Origin of the sequence: Halobacillus litoralis (genome assembly GCF_020524085.2) — a bacterium.
Lineage (GTDB): Bacteria > Bacillota > Bacilli > Bacillales > Halobacillaceae > Halobacillus > Halobacillus litoralis_E.
Window position 1 is genome coordinate 3,153,428 of the sequence record NZ_CP129016.1, and the last position, 25,187, is coordinate 3,178,614.

29 protein-coding genes and 1 pseudogene are annotated in these 25,187 nt (G+C 44.2%); 8 read left to right on the plus strand and 22 right to left on the minus strand.

What is annotated here, in order from left to right; all coding sequences use genetic code 11:
• Positions 1-63 precede the first annotated feature (63 nt).
• From LC065_RS16115 to LC065_RS16150, 8 genes are all read right to left on the minus strand, one after another.
• Positions 64-2,163, minus strand: a complete 2,100-nt coding sequence (locus LC065_RS16115; RefSeq protein ID WP_306163954.1) for a penicillin-binding protein — start codon at positions 2,161-2,163, stop codon at positions 64-66.
• Positions 2,164-2,220: 57 nt separating this feature from the next.
• Positions 2,221-2,592 (minus strand): cell division protein FtsL, encoded by a 372-nt coding sequence (gene ftsL / locus LC065_RS16120; protein WP_226589172.1) that lies wholly within the window; start codon positions 2,590-2,592, stop codon positions 2,221-2,223.
• Positions 2,589-3,569, minus strand: coding sequence for a 16S rRNA (cytosine(1402)-N(4))-methyltransferase RsmH (gene rsmH, locus LC065_RS16125; protein ID WP_226589169.1), 981 nt, complete (start codon positions 3,567-3,569; stop codon positions 2,589-2,591). Before rsmH ends, ftsL begins: the two co-directional genes overlap by 4 nt.
• A gap of 21 nt (positions 3,570-3,590) precedes the next feature.
• Positions 3,591-4,022 (minus strand): division/cell wall cluster transcriptional repressor MraZ, encoded by a 432-nt coding sequence (mraZ, locus tag LC065_RS16130; protein WP_160912596.1) that lies wholly within the window; start codon positions 4,020-4,022, stop codon positions 3,591-3,593.
• Between the two features lie 162 nt (positions 4,023-4,184).
• Positions 4,185-5,378 carry a bacillithiol biosynthesis cysteine-adding enzyme BshC gene (gene bshC / locus LC065_RS16135; RefSeq protein ID WP_371933459.1) on the minus strand — a complete coding sequence of 398 codons (1,194 nt, stop codon included), beginning with the start codon at positions 5,376-5,378 and terminating at the stop codon, positions 4,185-4,187.
• 16 nt (positions 5,379-5,394) lie between these two features.
• Positions 5,395-5,811, minus strand: coding sequence for a bacillithiol biosynthesis protein BshC (gene bshC / locus LC065_RS16140; protein WP_306163556.1), 417 nt, complete (start codon positions 5,809-5,811; stop codon positions 5,395-5,397).
• An 817-nt stretch (positions 5,812-6,628) separates the two neighbouring features.
• A complete protein-coding gene (locus tag LC065_RS16145; RefSeq protein WP_306163557.1) occupies positions 6,629-7,012 on the minus strand; it encodes a DUF3397 domain-containing protein in 384 nt (127 codons plus the stop codon).
• Positions 7,009-7,890 (minus strand): ketopantoate reductase family protein, encoded by an 882-nt coding sequence (locus LC065_RS16150; protein ID WP_226589160.1) that lies wholly within the window; start codon positions 7,888-7,890, stop codon positions 7,009-7,011. The genes LC065_RS16145 and LC065_RS16150 overlap by 4 nt, the downstream gene beginning before the upstream one ends.
• Before the next feature lie 159 nt (positions 7,891-8,049).
• Here LC065_RS16150 and LC065_RS16155 point away from each other — a divergent pair.
• A pseudogene (locus tag LC065_RS16155) lies at positions 8,050-8,535 on the plus strand (N-acetyltransferase).
• Between the two features lie 81 nt (positions 8,536-8,616).
• Here the strand turns inward: LC065_RS16155 and LC065_RS16160 are convergent.
• The 4 genes from LC065_RS16160 to LC065_RS16175 all read right to left on the minus strand — a co-directional run bounded on the left by LC065_RS16160 (position 8,617) and on the right by LC065_RS16175 (position 11,332).
• Entirely contained in the window at positions 8,617-9,099 is a 483-nt protein-coding gene (locus LC065_RS16160; RefSeq protein ID WP_306163558.1) for an RsfA family transcriptional regulator, read from the minus strand.
• Positions 9,100-9,163: 64 nt separating this feature from the next.
• Complete coding sequence (locus LC065_RS16165) at positions 9,164-9,919, minus strand: enoyl-CoA hydratase/isomerase family protein (protein ID WP_226589155.1); 756 nt, start codon at positions 9,917-9,919, stop codon at positions 9,164-9,166.
• Positions 9,920-10,589: 670 nt separating this feature from the next.
• Positions 10,590-10,763: a 50S ribosomal protein L32 gene (rpmF, locus tag LC065_RS16170; protein WP_035505553.1), complete on the minus strand. Its 174-nt coding sequence runs from the start codon at positions 10,761-10,763 to the stop codon at positions 10,590-10,592.
• A 47-nt stretch (positions 10,764-10,810) separates the two neighbouring features.
• Entirely contained in the window at positions 10,811-11,332 is a 522-nt protein-coding gene (locus LC065_RS16175; protein ID WP_160913018.1) for a YceD family protein, read from the minus strand.
• Between the two features lie 205 nt (positions 11,333-11,537).
• Between LC065_RS16175 and LC065_RS16180 the strand changes: the two genes are divergently transcribed.
• Complete coding sequence (locus LC065_RS16180) at positions 11,538-12,752, plus strand: nucleotidyltransferase (RefSeq protein ID WP_226589152.1); 1,215 nt, start codon at positions 11,538-11,540, stop codon at positions 12,750-12,752.
• 133 nt (positions 12,753-12,885) lie between these two features.
• Here the strand turns inward: LC065_RS16180 and LC065_RS16185 are convergent, their stop codons facing one another.
• On the minus strand, positions 12,886-13,917 hold the full coding sequence (locus LC065_RS16185; protein WP_226589149.1) for a SepM family pheromone-processing serine protease: 1,032 nt from the start codon (positions 13,915-13,917) through the stop codon (positions 12,886-12,888).
• A complete protein-coding gene (locus LC065_RS16190) occupies positions 13,914-14,711 on the minus strand; it encodes a patatin-like phospholipase family protein (protein ID WP_226589147.1) in 798 nt (265 codons plus the stop codon). The genes LC065_RS16185 and LC065_RS16190 overlap by 4 nt, the downstream gene beginning before the upstream one ends.
• Positions 14,712-14,860: 149 nt before the next feature.
• On the opposite strand from LC065_RS16190, the gene ylbJ reads away from it, so the two are divergent.
• Positions 14,861-16,072 (plus strand): sporulation integral membrane protein YlbJ, encoded by a 1,212-nt coding sequence (ylbJ, locus tag LC065_RS16195; protein ID WP_226589144.1) that lies wholly within the window; start codon positions 14,861-14,863, stop codon positions 16,070-16,072.
• 28 nt (positions 16,073-16,100) lie between these two features.
• On the opposite strand, the gene coaD is transcribed toward ylbJ, so the two are convergent.
• From coaD to LC065_RS16210, 3 genes are all read right to left on the minus strand, one after another.
• Complete coding sequence (gene coaD, locus LC065_RS16200; RefSeq protein WP_226589140.1) at positions 16,101-16,577, minus strand: pantetheine-phosphate adenylyltransferase; 477 nt, start codon at positions 16,575-16,577, stop codon at positions 16,101-16,103.
• Positions 16,578-16,589: 12 nt separating this feature from the next.
• A complete protein-coding gene (rsmD, locus tag LC065_RS16205; protein WP_226589137.1) occupies positions 16,590-17,162 on the minus strand; it encodes a 16S rRNA (guanine(966)-N(2))-methyltransferase RsmD in 573 nt (190 codons plus the stop codon).
• A 331-nt stretch (positions 17,163-17,493) separates the two neighbouring features.
• On the minus strand, positions 17,494-18,840 hold the full coding sequence (locus tag LC065_RS16210; protein ID WP_226589134.1) for a hypothetical protein: 1,347 nt from the start codon (positions 18,838-18,840) through the stop codon (positions 17,494-17,496).
• Between the two features lie 782 nt (positions 18,841-19,622).
• On the opposite strand from LC065_RS16210, the gene LC065_RS16215 reads away from it, so the two are divergent.
• Entirely contained in the window at positions 19,623-20,012 is a 390-nt protein-coding gene (locus LC065_RS16215; RefSeq protein WP_226589132.1) for a DUF7147 family protein, read from the plus strand.
• Positions 20,013-20,077: 65 nt separating this feature from the next.
• Here LC065_RS16215 and LC065_RS16220 read toward each other — a convergent pair whose 3' ends face one another.
• Positions 20,078-20,356, minus strand: coding sequence for a YlbG family protein (locus LC065_RS16220; RefSeq protein WP_226589130.1), 279 nt, complete (start codon positions 20,354-20,356; stop codon positions 20,078-20,080).
• 87 nt (positions 20,357-20,443) lie between these two features.
• Here LC065_RS16220 and LC065_RS16225 point away from each other — a divergent pair, with 87 nt between their 5' ends.
• Complete coding sequence (locus LC065_RS16225; RefSeq protein ID WP_226589128.1) at positions 20,444-20,773, plus strand: hypothetical protein; 330 nt, start codon at positions 20,444-20,446, stop codon at positions 20,771-20,773.
• On the opposite strand, the gene LC065_RS16230 is transcribed toward LC065_RS16225, so the two are convergent.
• From LC065_RS16230 to LC065_RS16245, 4 genes are all read right to left on the minus strand, one after another.
• Positions 20,770-21,213: a YlbF/YmcA family competence regulator gene (locus LC065_RS16230; protein WP_226589126.1), complete on the minus strand. Its 444-nt coding sequence runs from the start codon at positions 21,211-21,213 to the stop codon at positions 20,770-20,772. The two genes, LC065_RS16225 and LC065_RS16230, sit on opposite strands and share 4 nt — an antisense overlap.
• 82 nt (positions 21,214-21,295) lie before the next feature.
• On the minus strand, positions 21,296-21,661 hold the full coding sequence (gene ylbD, locus LC065_RS16235) for a YlbD family protein (protein ID WP_226589124.1): 366 nt from the start codon (positions 21,659-21,661) through the stop codon (positions 21,296-21,298).
• 59 nt (positions 21,662-21,720) lie between these two features.
• Positions 21,721-22,737 carry a CAP domain-containing protein gene (locus tag LC065_RS16240; protein WP_226589122.1) on the minus strand — a complete coding sequence of 339 codons (1,017 nt, stop codon included), beginning with the start codon at positions 22,735-22,737 and terminating at the stop codon, positions 21,721-21,723.
• A 132-nt stretch (positions 22,738-22,869) separates the two neighbouring features.
• The gene (locus LC065_RS16245) at positions 22,870-23,298 is read right to left on the minus strand and encodes a CBS domain-containing protein (protein ID WP_226589119.1); all 429 of its coding nucleotides are present in this window, start codon (positions 23,296-23,298) and stop codon (positions 22,870-22,872) included.
• A gap of 208 nt (positions 23,299-23,506) precedes the next feature.
• Here LC065_RS16245 and LC065_RS20555 point away from each other — a divergent pair, with 208 nt between their 5' ends.
• The 3 genes from LC065_RS20555 to ytvI all read left to right on the plus strand — a co-directional run bounded on the left by LC065_RS20555 (position 23,507) and on the right by ytvI (position 25,171).
• A complete protein-coding gene (locus LC065_RS20555) occupies positions 23,507-23,695 on the plus strand; it encodes a YugN family protein (protein WP_371933350.1) in 189 nt (62 codons plus the stop codon).
• Positions 23,696-23,723: 28 nt separating this feature from the next.
• On the plus strand, positions 23,724-23,987 hold the full coding sequence (locus tag LC065_RS20560; RefSeq protein WP_371933351.1) for a hypothetical protein: 264 nt from the start codon (positions 23,724-23,726) through the stop codon (positions 23,985-23,987).
• Positions 23,988-24,112: 125 nt separating this feature from the next.
• Complete coding sequence (gene ytvI / locus LC065_RS16255; protein WP_226589116.1) at positions 24,113-25,171, plus strand: sporulation integral membrane protein YtvI; 1,059 nt, start codon at positions 24,113-24,115, stop codon at positions 25,169-25,171.
• Positions 25,172-25,187: the final 16 nt, after the last annotated feature.

A 25,187-nucleotide genomic window follows, 5' to 3' on the forward strand; every position in this document is an offset into this window, starting at 1 on the left:
GTAGAGTCAGCTTGTATCACTATATGCAATCTAGAAACGATTAGAACACTGCCCGGAATGGTGTCACTCCTCTCTTGGAGGAGCTAATTCTACGACTAAATAGCCGCCTTCTTTTATGCTGGATCCTTCAGGGATGCTTTGCTTTTGTACAAAGCCGTTCCCCATCGTCTCGATATTCAGGTTGAAATGTTTCACAAGTCTATGCACATCTCGAGCTGAATAACCGGTCAAGTCAGGCATGGTCGGTTTGTCCGTAATGACCATGACCCTTTGATTCTCTACAACTTTTGAGTCTGGCTGTGGAAGAACAGCTGTCACCTCGCCACCGTTACCAATGACTTCTACACTCGTGAACGTTTGTTTCAGCTCCTCTTTTGCCGTAGACGTACCTTTTCCTATTACATCCGGAATGGTCAACGGTGAAATCGATTCATCCAATTCCTTATCCGGTTGAATATCCATGTAATGAAGACTGTTTTCAAGTACGGTCCTGGTAATGTAAGAAACAGGTTCAGAACCTAACTCCGTAACTTCCAGGTCCGGCTGCTGAACAGCGACATACATGAGAAGTTCAGGATCCTCCTTGGGAGCCATCCCCATGAAGGAGAAGATGTAGTTATTACGCCCCGTCAAATAACGCCCGTTCTCAATCATCTGAGCGGTACCTGTCTTGCCTGCGAGCGTGTAATCATCCAATTTGAACGATTGTGCGGTTCCTTGTTCAGACGTAACAACTGTACCCATAAGGTCACGCACTTGTTTGGCTGTGCTTTCAGAAATTGGCTGTCCAATTTCTTCGGATTTGTTTTCCTTCAATACTTCTCCTGTTTCACTCGAGGTGATTTTAGACAGCATATAAGGGCGCATCATCTTGCCATCGTTGGCGACGGATGTTGCTGCCGTCATCAATTGGATAGCTGTAAATGTGGAACCTTGTCCAAAAGAAGTCGTCGCCTGTTCAGACGGCTTATTAAAAACAAAGCGGCCATTTTTCTCATTCGGAAGATCGATCCCTGTCTTCTCATCAAAATGAAAATCGGTCAAATATTTTCGTAGTTTCGTAGGTCCTAGAACCTCAAGAGCTATTTTTGATGAGGCCACATTTGAGGAGCGTTGAAAGCCTTCGTCATAAGAAATAGGCCCCCAGCCTTCGCCATTATTATGGTCCCCTATCGTATGACCTGGTACTTTGTATGTGCCTGATTTGAACATATCGCTTCCTTTATACACACCTTCTTCGATCGCAGCTGCCCACGTGAAAATTTTCATCGTGGAACCAGGCTCGAACGTGTAGGAGACAATGTCGTTGTACCAATTATCAACGTCCCCGATATTGTTCGGGTTATAACTCGGACGGTTACTCATCGCTAAAATCTCACCGGTATCCGGATCCATGACCGCTGCCATAATCTTTTCAGGACTATACTGTTCATCCACCTGTGATAGAGCATCTTCCAAGAACGTTTGAATCTTCTGGTCTATTGTCAAATGGACATCGTTCCCGTTTTCGGGTTCTGTCATCACTTCGTTCGGATCTAACAGTTTCGTTCCGTACTTGTCCCGTTCATAACTGATCTTCCCCTTTTCTTCCTGCAGATGTTCTTCCATCTGCTTCTCAATCCCTGTCACGCCGTTGATGTTTCCATCCTGGCTGCGGGCGAAGCCAATGACATGGGAAGCAAATTTCCCATTAGGGTAATACCGTTTCGACTCTTGTTTGAAGGCAATGCCATTCAACTCAAGCTCTTCAATTTCATCTCTCGTCTCTTGGGAGATAGAACGTCCACTGGAACCGAATTCGACTTGGAAACGTTCATTTTCCTGACCTTCCTCGATCGTTTTTCTAATTTCACTTGCTTCCATATCCAGGAGTGGAGCCAGTTTATCTGCTGTCTCACTTGCATCCGTAACGTGTCTCGGTGGATCGAGGTTAACGGAATACTCCGGGTCTACGATGGCATAAATTCTATAAGTAGGCCGATCATAGGCAAGCACCATGCCATTTTTATCATAGATTTTCCCTCTGTCTGCATCGATTTCATAAGAGCTTGTCCGGATGTCTTCCGCCCATTTTTGCAAATCGACACCTTCCACTGTCTCTGCTGTCTCAATATAAATGAAACGCCCCGCAATGATGAAAAATACAATCGCAAAGGCGACCATCAAAAATGCGGAGCTTTTATTATTGTTGCTTTTTTTTCATTAGGAAATCACCAGCCGTTACTCGTTATTGATTTTACCGGCTTGCTTCACTTGTGCATTTTGGATATTCAACCCATTTTCTTTAGCAATGCTCAAAATCCGATCCGGGTTACTGAGTTCTTTCACCTGATAAGCAAGGTTTTCGTTGAGAGACGCCTGTTGTTGGATCTCTTGTTCAAGCCCGCGGATATCACGGTTGATCGTATCTGTTTGAGCAGATGTCTGCACTAAAAACACCGACGCTGCAAGCACTGCAGTCGTGGCAAACGAATAGAGGAACTTCTCCCCTGTACTAATCCATTTCTTCTTTTTATGTACCTTTACTTTCGCCTGTTTTTGTCTTTCAGGCTGCTGTAAAGGCTGCTGTTTTCTAATCTGTTCAGCACTCATGTCTGTTTCCACCCTTCATTAAATTCGAATTCCTTATTCCAAGGTTTGACTTTCTCGACAATCCTCAGTTTCGCAGAACGTGAACGACGATTCTCCTCAAGTTCTGACTCATCGGCTACAATAGGCTTTCGGCTGACCATTTGAAAAGGTGGCTGTTTATCTTCAGGGATCATTGGGATGTTTTTCGGCAAAGGAGGGTTTGTACTCCATTTCTTGAACGCCTGCTTGCATAAACGATCCTCTAAAGAGTGGAAAGTGATGACGGCAATCCGTCCACCGACCCCAACGACTCTTGCTGCCTGATGAAGGCTGTCCTGAAAAGCTCCAAGCTCATCATTGACTGCAATACGGATGGCCTGAAAAACCCTTTTGCCAGGGTGTCCGCCTTTTCTTCTGGCAGGTGCAGGAATCCCTTCCTTGATGAGTTCCACCAATTCTCCTGTCGTTTCAATCGTTTTCTCTTTTCTTGCTGCTTCAATCTTTCTTGCAATTTGTTTCGAAAATTTCTCTTCTCCGTATTTGAAGAAGATTCGGACAAGGTCCTCGTAGGGCCACTCATTGACAACTTCTTTCGCACTAAGTTCTGCTTCCTGGTTCATCCGCATATCGAGCGGAGCATCCTGATGGTAGCTGAATCCTCGCTCTTCTACATCCAATTGGGGACTGGAAACGCCAAGGTCGTAAATAATACCATCGACTTCCGTTACCTCAAGTTCTGCTAATTTCTCTTCCAATTGACGGAAGTTGGCATGGACGAAAGTAACACGGTCCTGATAATCTTCCAGGCGGTCCTTTGCAGCTTTCAAGGCAACCTCATCCTGATCGAAAGATATCAATCGGCCATTCCCCTTTAAGGCTTTGGCAATCGCTTCGGAGTGCCCTCCGCCTCCTAAGGTGCAGTCGACATAAATGCCTTCTGGGTCCAAATCTAAATGTTGTATGGTTTCACTTTTTAATACACTGTAATGTTCAAACATGGTTTCACTCGTTTCTATCGATCAGATATCAAAATCCAACATATTTTCTGCGATCTCTGAGAAGGAATCTTCAGATGCCTCGAAGTAACTTTCCCATTCATCATGACTCCAAAACTCTATCCTATTGGATACGCCGATGACGACACATTCTTTTTCCAGTGATGCATATTTCCTAAGAGGTTGTGGAATGTTGATTCTTCCTTGCTTGTCTACTTCACATTCAACAGCACCAGAAAAGAAAAAGCGGGTGAAAGCGCGGGCATCTTTTTTTGTTAAGGGGAGTTTTTTCAGCTTCTCTTCAAGCAGCTTCCACTCGTTCATAGGATAAGCAAACAGACACTGATCTAAACCTCGGGTGAGAACAAAGCTGTCACCAAGGTCCGGGCGGAATTTCGAGGGTACGATGATCCGTCCTTTTGTATCAATGTTGTGTTGAAATTCACCCATGAACATAGAGTTCCCCCACCTTCTAATTTCACCTTACCACATCGCCCCACTTTTCTCCACTTACTTTTTTATCATTCTATTCCCATGAAAAAAATCCTGCCCGTAAAGGCAAGATTTTAAAGGGTTTGATCATATTTTTTCGTGGTGGGGGATGGTGGAGGACCTTCCCTACAAATATACGACATAATGATCGTTTCTAAAGCTCAAATGGTGTCTGTTCATCTGCTGAAACACCGTCGTTCCGTACTGATTCACCCATGGGACGATGCTCCACATCCTCTCCTGCAGTCCCCCACCAGGATGAAGTGTCCATTCCATATTTTCAAACTGATCCATTTCATGTTGATGACGGGATTCCATCGAATGGTTGATCCGCTTCTCTAGAAAATCGATGTTTTCCAAAATATACTCCAAATTCTTTTCCGCCAGCTGACCGAGGTCTGCACCGAGTGTCGCAGATTTTTCGCGAAGTGGAGCATGGACGGCGTTTATTTCTTTCTTCACCTGCTCAGTTAGATGATGTATCTGAGGGGTGCTTTGGGAAGCGATCCAATTCATCTTCTTTTCTCTCACTCCAGAGCGGATCGCTTCATCCGCTGGGATATGAAAATTTTTTAACTGCTGCCCTGTCTTCCTGTCAATCATCGTAAAGGATAGACGCGGAAGAACAGGCGGCATACACAACTCCGCTGCTTCAAAAGCTGGTTTTAAAACAGACCAGTAATTGATTTCTCCCGGACCTCCGATAAAGGCGAGGACTGGGAAAAGGGCCTCCTGCATCAACGGTCTTGTTACTACGTTATTGCTGAGAAGCTCCGGTGTTTCTGCTGCGATCTTCAACAGTTCTGCTTCAGTCAGGACGACTTCATTGTTCTTCCCTCGGAAATTCCCTTCTTCATCGCGTACAAGGAGAACCCTCTCTCCTTCGAAACTATAGAACAAGTGGGCGTCATCCAGCTCGCTGTCAAGGATGGTCTCATACCCTTCCTGACGGTTTTTCTGCAAGACCGCGTACACACCACTGGCCATTTCTCTATTTTTTTCAATCATCGTACTGAAGTAAGGCGTTTCAAGACGGCGCACTTCCGGGTCATGAGCATCCATTAACACGAGGCCTTCCTCAGGGAAAAGATGATAAACCACTTTGGCAAAAAAGTCACTGTAACTGTCTGATTCTTTTAATAACCTTTCCATTTCTTTATAAAAGTCCTGCGTATGCTCTGTTTCCTTCACCATTCCGAAAACGTCCTTCAGCCAGGAAGAAGCTTTTTGTTGATCGATGGTGATTTCAGAAACGGAAGCTTTTGTCTCAGGGGTATGATCGATGGTCATCTTTTCCATACCGCTTCCCTGCTTCATCATGATATGGTGAATCTCATCAAAATCGTGATCTTCCCCAGCAATCCAAAAAAACAGGAATGACCGGTTTTCCAAGATCGCGTTCCTTTTCTTTTGTCAGCTGCAGAACGGATATGATTTTATGGACAGAATAGAGCGGACCCGTGAGCAGGCCGGCTTGCTGGCCAGCGATGACGACCACACTCTCTTCATCTTTCAGCTTTTCAATATTGTTAAGGGTTTCCTCAGGAGCTTCCCACCGTCGATTCATTCGATTCAGCACTTCAGAAAGCTCAGCCCTTTGATACGTTTGATTCCTTATTTCAGATAACCGACGCTCCCAAGTAGATTCTTCAAACGGGTGGTGGTTAAACCGATCAGCTATATTTTCATAATTGTTTTTATAGTCACGAAACAACGTTTGTTTCGGTTCAAGTTCAATCGGTTCGATGCGCATCTCTATACGACTCCTTTATCGGCAATAATTACATGATTAATTATGTATCCTATTGTATTGTACAAAAAACCACCACAGACTTCACATTATCTGTTTGAAACCTCTAAATTCCATATAAGCTCCCAATTGTGGAAGACTCAGTTTCGAGATAACCGGGGTTCGTTTACCATATTGGGTGTCAGGGGTGGTTGGGAAGCTACTCGCTTTCCTGTGGGGGAGTCTCGCAGCTTCCCAACCACCCTATTCGATGTATGTGAGAAACGAACCCATTTACCAAGTTGGGTTGTCTTCCGCTATCCCAATTGTTAAAAGTATATAACGCTCTGAATCAAGCTTGCAGGATTCTAATACCTGAGCATCGGAGTTTTATCCTTATGCTCCCATCAAACTAATAGCTAATTTTTTAGGAAGTGGTTTCGAGACACTGATATAGAAAAGGGGCGGAGGGGAATGGTGAGACTCCTGCGGGAAAAAGTGCAGGGTGAGAACCCACAGGACGCAGTCCGAGGAGGCTCAAAAGAATAGTGGAAGTTCGATTAAGTTCGGCACGTCCTGTGCCAACACCGAACGACCCCACCTCGTGTGGGGCCCCGCGGAAAGCGAGCTATTCTCCGCAGCCCCATCCACTCAACAAAAGTCTCGAAATCAAGTCTTCCACAATCCTGCCATATTCTTTAATAACTAATAAGGAAAACTAACATGTGAAGAAGTCTTTAACATGTATAAGCACAGCCTTTTTGATTTGGGCTGTGCTTATCATTAGCTTTAATTATTTTATGTCGGACTGAAGAATTCATGTAAAAGCTTTGTTCAGACACTAACTGAAAAAGACTCTTGTTACGAGTCCAAACGTACTCAACCCCATGTAAAAAAGAATAAACAAAAGGAAACTTACGCGCCAGAACCCTTTGAGTGCGCGGAAGAGGCGGACTTCTTCGTTTATTTTGTATTGTGCTACCATCGACATACCTAAGAGGATCAAAAGGAAGATAATGATGAACGGTAGAAAGCTGCGGTCAAACAAGACGATAAGGAGAACATGAACCGACATAATAAAGATAGGCGCGGTATAGTTCGCTGTACGGTGCAAGGCTTTTAACTTATGCTTGCTCCATTTTCTGGCACATAGGTAGAAAACCACCAGTAAAGGAATAGGCAGGGTAAGCAGAAACGCAATCGTATAGACGATCAGATCACTCATCTTTTTCGAATCCCCCTTTCATATTCGAGTGCATGAATGGCATGCACGACGAAGTGATGGTAAGGAAGTGGGTATTTCCCATGATCGAGGATGTAGCCACTGATGCTGTCCACTTCTGTCAGCCTGTTCTCCGTGATGTCCTTCAACATCGAGGAATGATTTTCTCCTGTTGTTTCGGCGATTCTTTTCACCCGCTCCCATTCTTCAAGAAAGGAAAGGCCTAGAACGGAGCAAGCTTCTTTGCACAACATGCGGGCCAGTTCATTTATGGATGGATTCGTGAGGATGGAACGATTTGGTTGAGAGAAAAGTGCAGTAAGAGGATTAATCACCGTATTTATGATTAATTTGCTCTTTAACATAGGCTCATATTGTTCTTTATAAACGACCGGAAAGTTTGCTGTATGTAATTCTTTTGCCAGGGATCTGCCATGATTGGGCTCCATTCTTCTATAAACGGCTATTTGAATATTTCCTATCCCTCTATGATCGACTTCGTTTGAACTTTTAGCTAATGCGCCGTGTTCGATGACACCGACAGCGCTTTTCAAACCAGTTTGTGATAGTTTCTCCAAATGCCCCATCCCGTTTTGAAGGAATAAATAGGGGGCGTCACTAGGAAGGTCTTGTTTTAAAAAGTCATCCATCGCATGTTGTTTGATGGTAACCACCCATAAGTCGTAACCTTCTCTCATTTGTGTAACGAGATGCGCATAAACTGGCACAGGTTTTGTGAACTGCTCGCATATTATGCCTTCCTCCGCAAGGGTTTTTCTTTGTTCTTCCTTTTTAACAAACATATGCACTTCGTGCTGTTCACCTAAATAGGCCCCTGCCAATAATCCTATGGAACCAGCACCTATGATACCGATTTTCATGATTCTCTCCTCATTTCGTACTAATCTGCTTCACTATTGTAGCAGATTCCTAAACGATATTGCAGTCGATTCTTGTCCAATGTATTATTATTCATTTCATTCTGAAAATTTTTATATTATAATATGGATATAGACAGATATTTGAAAGGGGATTCTTTCATGATGACGAAAACAAGAGTTCAACCTTTATTGGTCAACTATAAGACACTTGAGGAGTTTAAGCGGTTCAAAGAATATGGGAACTAGGAACTTGCGATGCTCGAGGACTTAGAAAGCAATATTGTGGAAAACGATAGTGAGTCGCCATTTTACGGAGTGTATTATGGAAGCGCTTTAGTTGCCCGCATGAGTTTATATCGAGTGAAAGCGAAGTATGATCATTATTTCACCCCTTCCCAGGACTACCTGGAACTGTGGAAGCTTGAGGTTCTTCCAGATTACCGCGGGCTCGGATATGGACAAGCACTCGTAGAATTCGCAAAAAGCTTTGATCTGCCAATTAAAACGAATCCTAGAATCAATTCTCATGGATTTTGGGAGAAGATGGGTTTTCAGAAAGCTAATTATGATGTAGAACGTGACCTCGGAGAGAATCCATTGATCTGGATGCCTTCAGGCGTGGAAGAAAGAGATGTAAACGCATAGAACATGAATGAGGCCGCTACACAGTGTTGTAGGGGCCTTTGTTTATGATGGTAAATAATATGAATGGCAGGTGATGATCCTTCAAACACCACTCTCACTTTTTCTTTTTTCTCTTACCCAATGCACAAGTTTATCCATTTCATTCCACGCAGCTTCCCACTGTTTCAATTCTTCTCTAAGCTTCTCATTATCTTCGTTGAGTTTTTTTAGCTGGGTTTCTAAATTCTCTTTCCCATAATCTTCAAACTGCTTGGATCTCATTTCTTTCAGAAACGAGATAGCCGCGTCCAAAGACATGGGTGCATTGTCAGAAGACTTAGAGGATGAATAAATCGTCCGTGTGGCTTTACGGCTGTTTTTCGCCTCCTGGATCTCTTTCTGATATTCTTTCCTTACAGTCGCATTCCATCTGAATCCACAGGCAGCCGGCGTCCTGTGCAATTGTTCAGCCACTTCATGGAAGGCTTCCAGCTGCGTCTTCCCTTCACGAATGTGCTTTAAGACCGTCGTTGCCAATAACAGGTCTTCCTCGTCCTTCAAGGCATCTTGTCTTGGGGCATCCATAGCATCCCTCCTCTATCGTTTGCTTATAGTTATGCAGGAGGAATGATTGATAGAATCGCATTTCTCATCTTTTTCTCTTAGCTTCAAAGTTTCGAACCGCTTCTTTATGCTCATCCGACTCCCATAAAAGGGAGCATTGTCTGACCTCACGCCCCATACGTTCAGAGAGTGTTTGGAAATCCATGTGATCCAAAAACTGCTGCTTAAAAATTTTCATTTGCTCAGTTGTTTTAGTAAGAAACGATGAGAAAATTTCTTCACTCCAGTTTACCGTAATCATCTTATGTAACCAACCAATTCGATAGACTTGCTCTGCTGTGTACATGTCAGCATCCATTAACCAATGAGCAGCTATGTCACTGTTTACCCGCTGATATAGGAGTGTGCCTCCTCCCCACCCAGGGATAATGCCTAAATTAGCTTGGACGAAACCAAAAGAAGCGTCCTCTATTCCATATCTAAAATCGCAGGCCGTTGCAATTTCACATCCGCCTCCCCTTGCTTGTCCGTTTAATACGGCAATCGTAGGGACAGGAAACGTAGCCAATTCATACAGGACTTCTTTCATCGGATGCAACGTCGCGTAAGCTTGTTCAGCATTCATATCTCCATGAAGTTCACGCAAGTCTCCCCCTGCACAAAAAGCGCGGTCACCAGCACCCGTGACGACAAGGAACTTCAGGTTTTCCTTCTTCAACTCTATAATCGCTTGATAAAATTCTTTCGTCATTTGTTTCGATATGGCATTCATCTTTTCCGGTCGGTTCAATGTTAAAACCGCATACCCCTCTTTTTTCTCTACTAAAATTAGTTGTGACACTACTTCCACCCCTTCCTATACTAATGTACCAGAAATTTATAGAATTTGTTCAACTATATGGCAGGTTTCTTGAAGACTCAGTTTCGAGATGTTTCCGGGGTTCGGTGCTATGTTGGGCGTCAGGGGTGGTCGGGAAGCTACTCGCTTTCCTGCGGGGATGACGGCAAGCCTCCTCGTGCTTCGCACTGTGGGGTCTTGCCAGTCCATCCATTCCCGCGGGAGTCTCGCAGCTTCCCAACCACCCCTTTCGATGTAAGTGAGAAACGAACCCCTGCACCAAGTTGAAAGGTCTCCCACTATCCTGGTGTGATTAGTATAAAGCGCTCTATCACAAGCTTACAGTATGCTGGATAGCGTCCTTAGAAGTCCATTCCGTTCGAATGACAACGTGCAAAAGCAGCTTATTCCAGAAGTGGTTTCGAGATACTTATATGGCGAAGGGCGGAGGGGAATGGGGAGACTCCTGCGGGAAAAAAAGTGCATGGTGAGACCCCACAGGACGAAGTCCGAGGAGGCTCACCGCGCTCCCGCGGAAAGCGAGCTATTCCCCGCAGCCCCATCTACTCAACAAAAGTCTCGAAACTGAGTCTTCAAGTATAGGGAGCTTTAGTGGAAGAGTTTGCGGACATAAAAAAAGACCTGACGGATGTCAGGCCTTTCTTTGATGAACTTAGTCGTTCACCACTTGTTTTCCATTATATTGTCCACAAGATTTGCAAACATGGTGTGGTTTTGAGTACTCTCCACAGTTATCACACTGAACCATTCCTGGTGCGTGAAGTTTTTTGTGAGTACGACGTTGGTTTTTGACTTTCTTAGACGTTTTACGCTTAGGTACTGCCATGTTGTACACCTCCTTTAAGGGATTTCTGAGAACCATAACATATTGTTTTACTCGTTCTCTTCTTCATTTAATAATGATTGCAGTTTAGCCATTCGAGGATCCACTTTCTTTTCCTCTGGTTCCTCTGTAACCACCTGCCAGCCTTTCCCTTCCTGGGGGGCTGCTTCATGAGCCTCATCATCATTGGAAAAAACGCGAGTCGGAATCTCCAACTGTACATTTTCCTTGATATAAGGCGTTAAGTCAAGCACTTCTCCATTCACGGAATGAACTTCAGAGTCATCTTCTTCTGTATGGTAAGGTGACAGATTAAATGCCTCCAGAGCATCAATGTGAAATGGATAAGTCACATCAACTAACGTTCGGGCACAAGGCAACACCATTTCTCCATCAATCGAAAAAGTTACCGTTATATCGTTTCCTCGAGTCATTGCTTGACCTTTGACATGAACAGGGGAAATCCTGCGAATGTCATTGTTCAGTTGTGCTAATTCGCGAATATCTACGTCATCCTCAAAGTAGAACGGCTCATCACCTGTCTGCTTGAGTTTTTGTAGAGGAAATTTCATAGTTATCACCTCATGGCAACAAGAGTTATTGTAAAAGGATTTCGCTGATTTGTCAATATTTTTTCTTTACAGCATATCCTTATTCTCGTGCGGTTTTAGTAAGATTCTCATATTTCACGGTCAGGAATGCGAAATTTCCATAGTATCATGATAAAATAAACCAAACACTTGTTCAATAGTAAAGAATCAGATGGGAGGATCTTTTGTGAAATCCTGTGGAGTAGTTGTTGAATATAATCCTTTTCATAATGGACATCTTTATCATTTGGAAGAATCGAAAAAACATGCAAACGCTGATTGCATGATCGCTATCATGAGCGGTAACTTTTTACAACGTGGAGAGCCTGCCATTATTGATAAATGGTTTCGCACAAAAGCCGCCCTTCACGGTGGTGCCGACCTTGTGCTTGAGCTCCCGTTTCTGTATGCGGTCCAACACAGCGATTATTTCAGTAAAGGCGCCATTCAGACGCTTGCGGAAATCGGGGTCGATAGTATTTGTTTCGGCAGTGAGAACGGCAAAATCGCTGCATTCACAGAGGCGTTTGAACATATGAACAAACACCAGGAAGAGTATGATGTGACCGTGAGAAGATATCTGAATGAAGGATATGCCTATCCAGAGGCTTCCCGCCTTGGATATGAATCCATAGCTTTCCCCTCAGGTTCCATCGATCTTACTCAACCGAATAACATCCTTGGTTACAGTTACGTGAAACAACTTCTTACTTATGCTCCTGATATCGAACCACTTACCGTCTTACGGAAAAATAATCACTACCATGATCAAGAGATCCATGGAAAGATTGCAAGTGCTACAAGTATTCGAAAAGAGTTGTTTGAAGAAGGTGTGATGACAGAAAAGGCTGGACAATCTCTTCCCCCTTCGACGATAGAGGTTTTACATCAGTACAAAAACAGCCATGGCCTCTGGCACGATTGGGAAGCTTATTTTCACCTGCTTCAATACAAGATCATGACGATGGAGGAAAGTACCCTCCGCTGTTTCCATGGGGTCGACGAAGGGTTGGAATATCGTTTAAAAAGGACAATTAAAGAAGCTACAACGTTCCATCAGTTTATTTCATCCTTAAAGACGAAGAGGTACACGTGGACAAGACTTCAGCGAACCCTTGCACATATCCTTGTTGGAACGGACAAGCAGGAGGCGCGCGTTCTTTTAAGAGAAACACCACCTCCTTACGCAAGGATCCTGGGCATGTCGGAAACCGGGAAAAAATATTTACGGACCATAAAAAAAGAAGCCTCTATCCCGCTTATCACTCAACCTCAGCAGTTGGATCATGAACTGCTAACTTTGGAAGCTAGAGCCGCTGCTGCTTATTATAGTGTCTTAACTCCTGAGCGTAGAGTGGATCAACTGAAACGAGAATACGGACCACCTGTGATCCATTCTTAACCGGGATAGCCTACATCTCCCCTGGGAGTGCTCATGATGCGGTTGCCCGGGAGCCTGTAACGAATTAAAGTTCACCGTATAGAATTTATTCAATGATAAAAACAGCCGCTCCTCCTTCGGAACGGCTGTTTTCTTAAGCTTCCTGTTTCGGTTCTAGGTCTTGCAGGTAATCTAGTGCATCTTGGAACGTATCCACAGGAACGACTTTCATATCGGTATCGATTTTATCCGCCGTTTCTTTAGCGACTTGATAGTTGGACCCTTCTCTTCCTTCTTCATTCGGAGCAAAGAAAATTTCGGCACCATGATCGGAAGCGGCTACCACTTTCTTATCAATGCCTCCGATTCTGCCTACCTGTCCTTCATAATTGATTTCTCCAGTACCTGCAATTTCATATCCTTTAGTGATATCCGGTTCTGTCAATTGATCGTAAATTTCCAGTGAAAACATCAACCCGGCACTCGGTCCTCCGATTTCACCACTTTTGACATTCACTTTCGGATTTACATCCACCGTTCGGTCGGTCACAAGGGAAATGCCGACACCGACTTTGTCAGGGTTATCTGGGAAAGGAGCAAGTTCAAGTTCCCGTTCGATTGTTTCCTCATCTCTCACAATGGTGAGCATCACAGAATCCCCTTCGCCCTTGTTGCTCACATAGTCAATCAAGTCGCTCGTCTCTTGAATGTCCTGTCCATCGACCTTCACAATCTGATCGCCCGTCTCTAGAATTTCTTCCGCCGGCATGCCTTCGATTACGTTCATGACATAAACGCCTTCGTAGTTGATGTCAATCTCTTTGCCAGCTGCTTGATAGGCGACGACTTTGGAGGCTTCTTGAGATGATTCCATCATTTGTAATTGGGCATGGAAGTACTCTTCCTCCGACACCCCTTCTGGACGGATGTCTTCTAACGGATAGATTTGATGGAATGGACGTACCTGGGCAAGGACCCATTGGATGGGTGTCGCCTGTCCACCACGTACGGTTACAAGGTGCATGTCCCCTTCACTTTCGAAACCACCTTCGACTTCGACTATGTCATTCAGCGCATCCGCTGTTCCCGGCTTATAAATATAATAAGGGAGGCGGAAAGCCCCCAGAAATGCCACGATAAGTACGGTTATTATTCCGGTGATAATCAGTCTACGGTTTGTTTTCATTCGTTACTTGACTCCTTCCACGCAGCGAGCTTCTTTTTTATTTCTTCGATGACTTCTTCCGCTGCTTTCTCCCCCGCCTCTACAATTTCCTGGATCTTCGTAAAAGCCCGGGAGCTGAACTTCGATACATCCGGCTTGATCATCACATCTGCATCAGAGGAGACACCAATCGCTGTGACTAATTCATCCTGCATAATATCGATGCTCTGTGTGATGACATCATAGATGGAATTAATGTTTGGGTCGGAATCAAAATGGGCACAATCCACAGCAATAATGAATGCGGCCCCCATATCTTTCACCACTGATACAGGTACACGGTCAATGACCCCTCCGTCAATATATAGACGATCTTCAATCTTTTCTGGAACGAAGATCCCGGGAATCGCAATGCTTGCCCTGACCGCTTCACTTGCAGGACCTGTCGTAAAGATTTTTTTCTCTCCGGCATAAAGATCCGTTGCGACAATGGACATCGGCGTTTGAAAATCCTCGATGTTCTTTCCGAACGTGAAAAGCCGGATGTATTCTTTGATTCTTTTCCCTTGCACGAATCCCATTTTCGGAACGGTGAAATCCAAATAATACTTCCGTTTAAACGTAAAGGCGAGTTTATACATATCTTCGATTCTTTGTCCGGCAGCAAAAAAAGAGCCGACGAGCGCCCCCATGCTGCTTCCTGCAATGAAATCAACGGGAATATCATGTTCACGAAGGACCTTCAGAACACCCAAGTGTGCAAAACCACGTGCCCCTCCAGAACCTAAAGCCAATCCGATCTTTGGTCTCGCCACTCGTCATTCCTCCTTCATCCATGTGGTTTATTTTATGGAATAAACCATTCCCTTATGAGCGTACACATGGAATATAGACAACCTGTGAGCACGCGTCGAAATCTATACCCATTCTACTATTCCTATGATGAGAAGTACAGAAAACAGCCATGTCTAAGGAGGCGTTCTCGATTTCCAAATTGAAAACCTTCGCATTGACGCTGCTCGCTTCGGCGCTTGCGGTTTCCTTGATTTTATATCCACGGGATGCCCTGTCCGCTAGTCTCAGGGGCCTTGATCTTTGGTGGGAAATCGTCTTCCCTTCCCTTTTACCATTTTTTATTACGGCAGAATTTTTAATCGGCTTCGGTGTTGTCCACGGGCTCGGCGCCCTTAGTGAACGGTTCATGAGACCATTGTTCAATGTCCCTGGTTGTGGCGGGTTCGTTTGGGTGATGGGGATGGCAAGCGGATATCCATCCGGAGCGAAATGGACAGCCGATCTGCGTAAGAAAGGACAAGTAACCCGTGCAGAAGCTGAGAGACTTGTCGCCTTCACCAACGCATCCAGTCCCCTTTTCATTTTCGGGGCGATCGCTGTAGGCTTTTTCCACGATGCAAGTCTTGGAATTCTCATTGCCATAGCCCATTACGGCGGGAATTTCCTAGTGGGCATTGGTATGCGCTTTTATAAGAGGAAGGATCAGGAACGAAGCATGGACCGCGTTTCTGCTTCATGGAAGGATGCTTTCGGTAAAATGCACCAATCCAGGCTCGAGGATGGCCGGACGCTGGGGAAATTGATGGGTGATGCGGTAACACGATCAGTGGACACGCTTCTTATGGTCGGGGGTTTCATTATGCTTTTCTCCGTTCTCACAGAATTGTTGAAGCAAACGGGAGCCATTCATATTTTTTCGCATTTGCTTTTTTATACTGGACTGCCGGAAACCTTTCATGTTCCCTTTACTGCAGGTATGTTGGAACTTACGACCGGCATCGGTGCGATTACAGAAACGCATGAACCTTTGCTCGCTCAGCTTTTGATCGTAAGCTTCATTCTCGGTTTTCACGGGTTTTCGATTCAAGCGCAAATCGCAAGCATCCTCGCCGAAACGGATATTGGATTCAAACCGTATGCACTTGCAAGAATCGCTCATGGATTTATTGCCGCAGGCCTGATTTATGTGTTGTATTTCATTTACCGTCCTTTTCAACAACAAAGCATGCCGATCTGGAACCCGAACGAAAACTTCACAACCCCCATTCTTGAATTTTTCAATCATTATGGACCTCCGATCACATTGCTCATGATTATGCTCATGATCGGGGTGAAATGGAACAGTGAGCGGAAAACAAAAAAACGATCCCTACGCACATAGTCCGTAGAGATCGTTTTTGTTATCGTTTTTAAAATTTTTCTGAAAGAGCTTTTTCTACAGGCGGAGGAACAAGGTCACTGATGTTCGCTCGATATTTGGCCACCTCTTTAACGATGCTGGAACTCAAGAAAGAATATTGATTGTTTGTCATCACGAAAAACGTTTCAATGTCTTCATTCAATTTCCGGTTCATGGAAGTGATCTGCATTTCATATTCGAAGTCACTCACGGCTCTCAAACCTCGAATGATAGCATGCGCCCCTTTTTCCTCGGCATAATCCATCAAAAGGCCACTGCAGGCGTCTACGGAAACATTGCCGATATCTTTCGTTACTTCTTCCAGCAATTCCTTGCGTTCGTTCACATCAAACAGAGGAGATTTACTCTGATTGTTGAAAACAGCCACAATGACGTGATCAAAGACTTTCGCCCCTCTTCGGATAATATCCAAATGTCCATATGTAACGGGATCGAAACTTCCCGGGCAAATCGCAATACGTGTCATACCCTTCTCTCCTTACTCAAAAATCGATACACCAATATTACTCCCGTAATGATCGGTTTTCATACGTTTCAGACGCCCCACTTCTTCAGGTATTTCTTCTGAAGCATCGTGTTCACAAACGATAGTCGCATTTTCTGCAATCAGATCAAATTCTAAAAGCGCTTCCATTAGGTCCTGATAAGAAAACTTCTTATAGGGTGGATCCAGGAAAATATAATCGAACGTCAGTCCCCGTTTTCCAGCCGCCTTGATTGCGCGCATGGCATCGGTTTTAAAAACTTCTGTACGCTCATTGATGTCGAGCGTTTTTATATTTTCATAAATGGTTTGGATCGCTTTTTGCTGTTGATCCACGAACACACAAGAATTCACACCACGGCTCAAAGCTTCAATACCGAGACCACCGCTCCCAGCGAATAGATCCAAAGCTTTACCGCCCTCAAAGAAGGGTCCAATTCCATGAAAGACCGCTTCCTTCACCTTATCTGTCGTCGGTCTGGTTTTATGTGTAGGGACAGATTTCAACGGACGTCCCTTAAATTCACCAGCAATCACTCGCATCCTGTACACCTCACTTGTCAGCATTCCCCATAATCCTACCACAAAATAGACGTCGCAGGGAAGTATAGGGTGCGTGTCAGGCCTTCCTCTCGGAACCGGATTGTCTAAAGCGGAAGTGCCCTGCAAGTCTGAAACATCATAAATCTTGCACATTTTTTTAAAACCAGTGAATAATCAGGTTCAGCAACGTACATACTAGCACTTGAAGCGGATGATACTGCTTCTGAAAACGGAGAAGGCTTACATCCCCATAAGCTCTTCCTCCGGTTTCTCCTCTCCCTTTACTTTTTTGTTTCATCTCTGATGAATCAGAAAAGCAGGGTCGCCCGTGATGGGCGACCCTATTTTTTTGCCATTATTTCGCATTGGTCGTAGGGGTTGTATCAAACAACTCCTGAAAATCCTGCCACTTTATATACGGAGAATCTTCTACCATGATCAATAACTCCTCCCCCATACCGAAATTTTCTTTATTGACGATAAACGTCGGCTGATCGACATAAAAGCGATACTCATTTCCGATAACCTCTAAACGATAGACCGCCCTTTTCTCGATTTCCGTAAGTTCATAATCCAGTGCACGGCTGATATCGACTAATGAAACATAAGGAGCTCCATGGTAATGAACAAAATGATCTGTGACAAGCTGCTCATTATAAAAAACACGTTTGTCTTCAACAAAGTAGAGGTTATCTTTTGTAGGAGCGACAAAGTCTTGAAAATAGGAGGTTTCTGCTCCGTAAACGGTGGACAATGCTTCATCAAGGAATAGTCCTAAATCCTCTACGTTTTCAGCTTCCAGCAGACGTTTCTTCCACAACATAAGCTCTTCATTTGATAGCGAGGCTGCTATTTCCCTTGCCATCGTTGTTTTCTTTTCTGTAAAAACATCTATGAGGGTCTTCAACTCCCAAGGTTTTTTCTCTCTAGTGACGTTTCTCAAATGTGCCACTACATATTCCGCCTGCATCCTCTTTACATTTCTTCCTTCCACCTTCATAAGGTTGTCCAATACTTTAGTATCGGACTGATCAAGCTGAATCAAAATAGGACCTGTGGACTCTAGGAAGGTTTGTAACTCCTGTTTGACTTCAGCCGAAAGCTCTTTTCCTGCTTCATATGTAACTATACTATTTCCTCTATTCCATAAGGAGGCTTCTCCTTTTCTTGTAAGAGGCAGCGATTCATCCATGGAAGTAAACTTATAATAACGCAGGTTCTCCAATGGGATATCACTTTTTTTAGCTGAAGGAACAAGCCATGGGTCTTTCGTCTCGTCCAAATCCTGTATGGTCAATGAAAATGGGGGCTGCATCACACGATCCTCTTTTTTCAATACAAGCATCCAATCATGGACCACCTCATTCTCAGGCATTGGCATTGTATAATCTACAAGAACTTCTCCTTCCTTTTCTAAAATCATATTAGGGTTTGCTTGATTGGTTATGCGACATGGCGACTCTTTTTGCGAACACCCGATTACTGCTGCTTTTTCCGGCATCTCAAGCGTGTAGATTCCTGGTTTTAAATGTTCATATGTATACGTGAACTGCAGCTTGTTCTCACTGACAGTCATGGAAACGTCCAGATTTAAATAATGGCTGACCTCTTCACTATCCGCTTCTGCTTGGTCCCACTGATAAAGAAGCATGAGGGTGGACACACTGAGAAGTAAAGTGAGCGGAATCCATAAGACCTTCATCCTGCTCCCCTCCTTTTCCAATTTACATGCACAAAGTTTCGTGCTACCTTTAATTTGATTGTTTAATAGACTGCTCTGTTACATCTCAATGTTTATTGAAGATAAGCTCCCGATTGTAGAAGACTCAGTTTCGAGATGTTTCCGGGGTTGGTTTGCCATAATGAGACTCAGGGGTGGCTGGGAAACTACTCGCTTTCCTGTGGGGGAGCGCCGAGCTTCCTCGGACTGAGTCCTGCGGGATCTCGCCTATCTCCTTCTCCCACGGGAGTCTCGCAGCTTCCCAACCACCCCATCTCTTGTAAGGGGAAACGAACCCCTGTACCGAAAAGGAGAGGCTCCCGTTCTTCCCTCCTAAGCAGGCATAAAGCGCTCTGTATCAAGCATCTATGTTCTAAATGCCCACTGGGGATAGTTAATATAATCCACTTCCCACAATCATATAAACTGATTTTTCCAGTAGTGGTTTCGAGAATCTTACTTGGGAAAGGGGCGGAGGGGAATGGGGAGACTCCTGCGGGAAAAGAGTGCTTGGTGAGACCCCGCAAAGCGTCAGCCTGAGGAGGCTCAAAAGAATATAGGAAGTTCGATTAAGTTCGGCACGTCCTGTGCCAACATCGAACGACCCCACTTCCTGTGGGGCCCCGCGGAAAGCGAGCTATTCGCCGCAGCCCCCCATCCACTCAATAAAAGCCTCGAAACTGAGTCTTACACAATCCTGCCATATACTTTATTTACAAATAATCAATGAGTATCAGAGCTGATAAGAAAGGATGTACATATCTATGATACAAAAATTCATCGAACTTGGCGAAGGGTATGCGGATGTTTATGAACTGATCGATCTCGGCACGCGGATGCCTGAACGCATCCAGCATGCCATCGCTTTTTACAGTGAAAAAAACGGCGTGCCCGTCGCTTCCTTATCTTTAGTGATGAAGCCTGCGCATAACGATAAATTCCAGCCCATCTATATTTGCAGGGAAGGCGTCCCCAACCCGCATGAAAAGCCGAACCAACGCTTTGATATGTATAAAGAAATGGTTGAACAGGCAGGAAAAGAAATCGCCGAATTCACCATCAAACCTTCCAACCTTTTTCCTGAAACCGAGCTTTTTTACCAGCATCTAATTGGGATTCTTCGTATGAATAAATTCATTGCCCCATTAAGCTGAAGCCTCACAATCATGGACTTCACAGCATCAAAAAAGCGTCCGCTTAAGAAGCGGACGCTTTTTTTTCAGATGCCCATCTTATAATCATACTGTTTGGCTTTGTCAGGCTTCGCCCCTTCATATTCTGTGCGAACCTCCGGTTTATAAGAGGGCACGACACGGGAAACGAATGGTAAGCGTTCGAGTTTTTCCATTTTATACTCGACATCTTCCTGATTCACATACAATAAGGCATACTTCATTTTCTTAGAGGCGTGGATCAAATGACCATGTTTCTTGATCTGCCTGATGTTTTTCATATGTTGAAAATATACGATTAGTCCTTGTCGTTTAGTTCGGATCATTGTTTGACTCTACTCCCCATCGAACATAATAGATTAACGTCAGTTTACCAAATATCCCCGCTTACGGCAATGAGGAGGTTGATGTTCATGCTCACAGACCATGAACGAGCATCCCTAGTTTTTGAAGAGCTTTTACAGAAGTCGGAAAAAATCAATACGGTGATTTTAAAAAAGGTCGCTGGAATTCCTTTCGTCTATTTGCAACCGGGAGAAGGTACAACAAAAAAAGATGTGGAAGAAACGTTAAAGTGGTGTGCCTCGAAGGCGATGAAAGGAAAACGCCTGACTCTTGCGATGAGCTATGTACGCAAGAATCAGGCGCTCTATGTTTATCGTGTCCGCTTTTTAGTTCCCCAGCGTAAAATGTTCTGCTGTGGGAACTTATGCGACGATTGTATTCGTTTCACTGAACCTTAAGAAGCACAACCACAGCTGCCGCCGCTTCCGCAACCGCCACTGCAACCTGAGTCCGTAAGTGCCATGCCATTTTTGGGCACTTTGATTTGCTCGCTTACACTGAAGGCTACACTTTCGCTGATTTCATCCAACAGCTTTTGGATATTGCGTTCAGCTTTTTTGAAATGGGCTACCGTCTCATGCATATCCATCTCTCTTTTTACGGAGCGGACTTTTTTCATGATGGTATTATAGTCAGGGTGATAACGGCCGAAACGTTGCACGTCCTCATAGTGTTCTTTCATATCCGCAAAGTCTTTAATGAGTCTTTGCGCCTCTTTATCGTTTTCAAGAGCATTCTTTGCCTCTTGGTACTCTTGCATGGTGTCTGAATGCATGACCATCTGGCCGATCGACTCAGAACGATCTAGCAGATCGACAATTTCCATTGTAGCTAGCATAGTACATGTCCACCTCCACTTTCTATCTTATCAAATAGGAAAGCAGATGGAAATGAAAGATCTTTTCCACCTGCCCTGTTTTTTAGTAATAAGGGTATTCCATTTCCTTCTGGTTCTTTCCTGATTCTTTCTTGACATTAGTGATCAGCTGTTGAAATTGACCTATTGCTCCGTTCAGTTCATCGATTTGCCTTGAAACCTCTTCCCAATTGATTTCTTCCATCAGTCCACCCAGCTGCTTGATCCAGTCCATCTTTGCTGTAGCACTTTCCTTTTTTTCAGATGGAAGAGAATCCCAAAAAGGGTCTTCTTCGCCGAGGATCATATATTTCTCGTAATAACTTTGAATCAATTTATGATTTTTCCTCAACTGCCCCTTCACTTTTGGGTGTTTGTTGACAAAGGCTTTGAACTGCTGGACGCTCGGGTGCAATTCATTTGTACTCATACCTTTTACACCTCACTGTAAGAACTACAGTATAGCCTATGCAAAAAAGAAACGGGCGTTCATGGGACAGTCAGGAAATTCTGTGTATAGTATCGCTGATGAACGCCGACGCCAAGGTGAGTATAAAGAGGATCAAGCAGAGCTTTCCTGTGTCCTGGACTGTTCAGCCAACCATGAACCGCTGCGGTAGCATCCACATATTGAGAAGCAATATTTTCACCAGCTCGCACATAGGGAATTTCACCCAGACGCTCTTTCAAACCTTCTCCATTCTGCGAATAGTGAGAGAAATAATTATTCTGATTCATATCCCGACTATGTGCGTAAGCAACGAAAGAGGCTTCTTCATGTGCCAAAAGGAGACCGGCTTCATGGAGAGCACGGACACCGTTGGTAATGGATAGGATTTGTGCTTCCATTCCATCTTCAATTCTTTCCCATGCTTTCTTGTCCAAAACCTCTTGAAGAGGAAGGGTACCTCGATAGATCACTTTGTAGGGTTGGTGTTTGAGAAGAACATCATTTCTCAACATCCGTATGGCAAAGATTTCATTGGTTACGTTGTCAAAGTATAACTGCGCTGTCCATCGTTCTCCTAAGGAGATCACAGGCCGTTCAGCGATATCCTTTTCTGTCAGCTTCAAGGTGTACGCTCCTTCACTATCCAGACGATAGGATGATTCAAAAGGATAAGACTCTGCGACCTCTTCGTAAGAATCTTGCACACGAACAGGCCCAGATTCTTTTTTAAAAAGAACCCCTGTCACCACTTCTCTGTCCTGAATACCAAACTGCATCTCAATCTCCTCTTCAGATCCATAAACCCACCAGTCATATCCATATTCACTAGGATCTTTCCTCAGCGGTTCCCCTATCTCCTCCAATAAAGCGTCAGAGGATAACCCGCGAAAAGAGAAAAAATCCGCTTCATTCTGGGCCTGGGGCTGACCAACAGTTTCTATGGTAGGTTCTGAAAACTCCTGGACCACCTGTTCTTCTAAAGGAGAGTTAAATAGGAAGTACAATCCAACAAAAATAAAAGTAACCAAACATAAGATCACGGATTTTTTTATCATATCGGACCCCTCATCAAAGACTATTTTATTTTATGTATAAGCGGATCAGGTGGAGGCTATGATTAGAAAGAGATGATTGCTCTCTTTCATAAAGTGAAAAGAGCCTACTCCATTAGAAGTAGGCCCTTATAATCAGTGAAGCTCAGGACGCTCGGAAATATCATGCAACGCAACACCTGCTGCATGGTCGGACATTTCTTCTGTCGATAAGTCACCAAGAGAAAGGATGCCGGAAAGTTTCCCGTTTTCCACAACAGGCAGACGGCGCACCTGGTGCTCAGCCATGATTCTGCTCGCCTCTTCTAGTGAACAATCGGGTGTACAGCTGTACATACGATCACTCATCACTTGTTGAATCGGTGTAGAATCAGGTTTTTTCGCTGCATACCCACGAATGACTAGGTCACGGTCTGTCACCATACCCATGAGGTTGCCTTGATCGTCACAAACAGGAATAGCGCCGACATTCTTTTCTTTCATCATAGAAGCTGCGTCACTCAACTGGTCATTCGTATGACAGATGGAGACATCGCTTGTCATGATATCTTTTACACTTTTCATGAAAGATCCTCCTCATTAATCATGATCAATGTTTATTGTCCCCGTTTTACCGAATTTATTACATGCATCCGGTTTCCTTTTATAGTATAATGAGAACGTAATCACAGATATTAAACGTATGGCAGGACGTTTGTCATGCCAAAATTGCAAGCATTACCTTTTCATACTAAAATGAGGTAAGATACATAACAATTGCGAGGTGGAACAAATGAAATTAGAAGGTACTGGGATTGAAGGTCTCGTCGTTGACTACAAGCCATTGACAGAAATCATGGAAAGAAATGGGTTCATCCTTGGAGGATCCTGGGATTATGAGCGTGTCACATACGATTATAAAATTCCCGCTCCAGAAAAAAACATTACCTATTATATCCGCATCCAGGGGATTTGCCCTTGAAGGGGATGTAGATAAAGGCGATGCTGTTGTGCGTTTAATGAAACCGCTTCTAGGCCGCCACTATTACCCACACGGCATAGAATATGGTCACCAGGAAGGGTTTACAGACAGCATCATCTCTAAAGCGAAATCATTGGTTTCCAAAGTGAGTGAACCTGCGAAAAAATACCACAGCCAAGTGCCGGAACATGTCGTCTTGGACAAGTTGAAAAAATGGGCGGAAGAGAATGAAAATGAGGAAGTTCTTAAGAAAGTCGAAGAACTATCCACGGATTCTGATCGCCGTATATAATCATTCATCCAAATCTTCCGGATGAACAACAGTCGCACATCATTGTATGGTGAGCGACTTTTTTAAAAGGAAGCAAAGAGTGAACTCATGATTGGTTTATGGGGGAAAGGAGACTCATACATAAATTGTTCCGATATCTATCAAAAAAACAGTGGATTTTAATCTTAATATCCGCTCTACTCATCATTGCAGGGTATTTCATTTTACCTGTCTCTATTCCATTGATACTCGCTTTCGTTACGGCACTATTCTTAAATCCGGCGGTAAGGTTCACCCAGTTTAAGTTCCGTATCAACCGGAAAATGTCCGTGACGATCGTTTTCTTACTGTTCCTTATCTTTCTAGGTCTCTTGGGAACATTCGCTGTGACCCGTGCCGTCACCCAAATTGTACAACTGGCGGACAACGCCCCGCAGTACATCAATCAAATCAATAATGTGCTGCTGGATTGGGAAGATCACATGGCCAGTTTTTCACAATCGATGCCGAAAGAATTCGTAGATAAAGTGACAGCAGAAATGATGAATGCCATCGACCGGACGACGACAGCTATTTCTGAAAAGCTTCAACTTTCCAATATAGCCGCTGCTGCTGCAAAAATACCTGAGCTGCTTGTCAGTTTTCTCGTTTATTTGATCGCCTTGTTCTTGTTCATGCTTGAACTTCCGCGACTGAGGGATAAAATGCACGACCAGTTCACAGAAGCGACGTCAGAAAAAGTGAAATTCATGAATGCACGTCTCTCTTATGTCGTGTTCGGATTTTTAAAAGCACAGTTTCTTGTCAGTATTATCATTTTTGTCGTGTCATTAATCGGCTTATTATGGATTGCCCCAGATGTCGCTTTAATTATGTCACTGATTATTTGGGCCATCGATTTCGTCCCGATTATCGGTTCTATCGTCATCCTTGGGCCATGGTCTGTCTATATGCTTATTGTCGGGGATATTGCGATTGGGACAAAGCTTGGTTTGCTGGCGATCGTCCTGCTTGCCATCCGAAGGACCGTCGAACCGAAAGTGATGGGACGTCACATTGGTTTATCACCGCTTGCTACGTTGATCGCTATGTATTTAGGTTTACAACTGATCGGACTCCTCGGGTTCATCCTCGGACCACTCGTTGTCATAGCTTTCAACTCTGCTAAAGAAGCGGGCATCATTCGTTGGAACTACAAATTATAAGGAAGAAAAAAAGCCT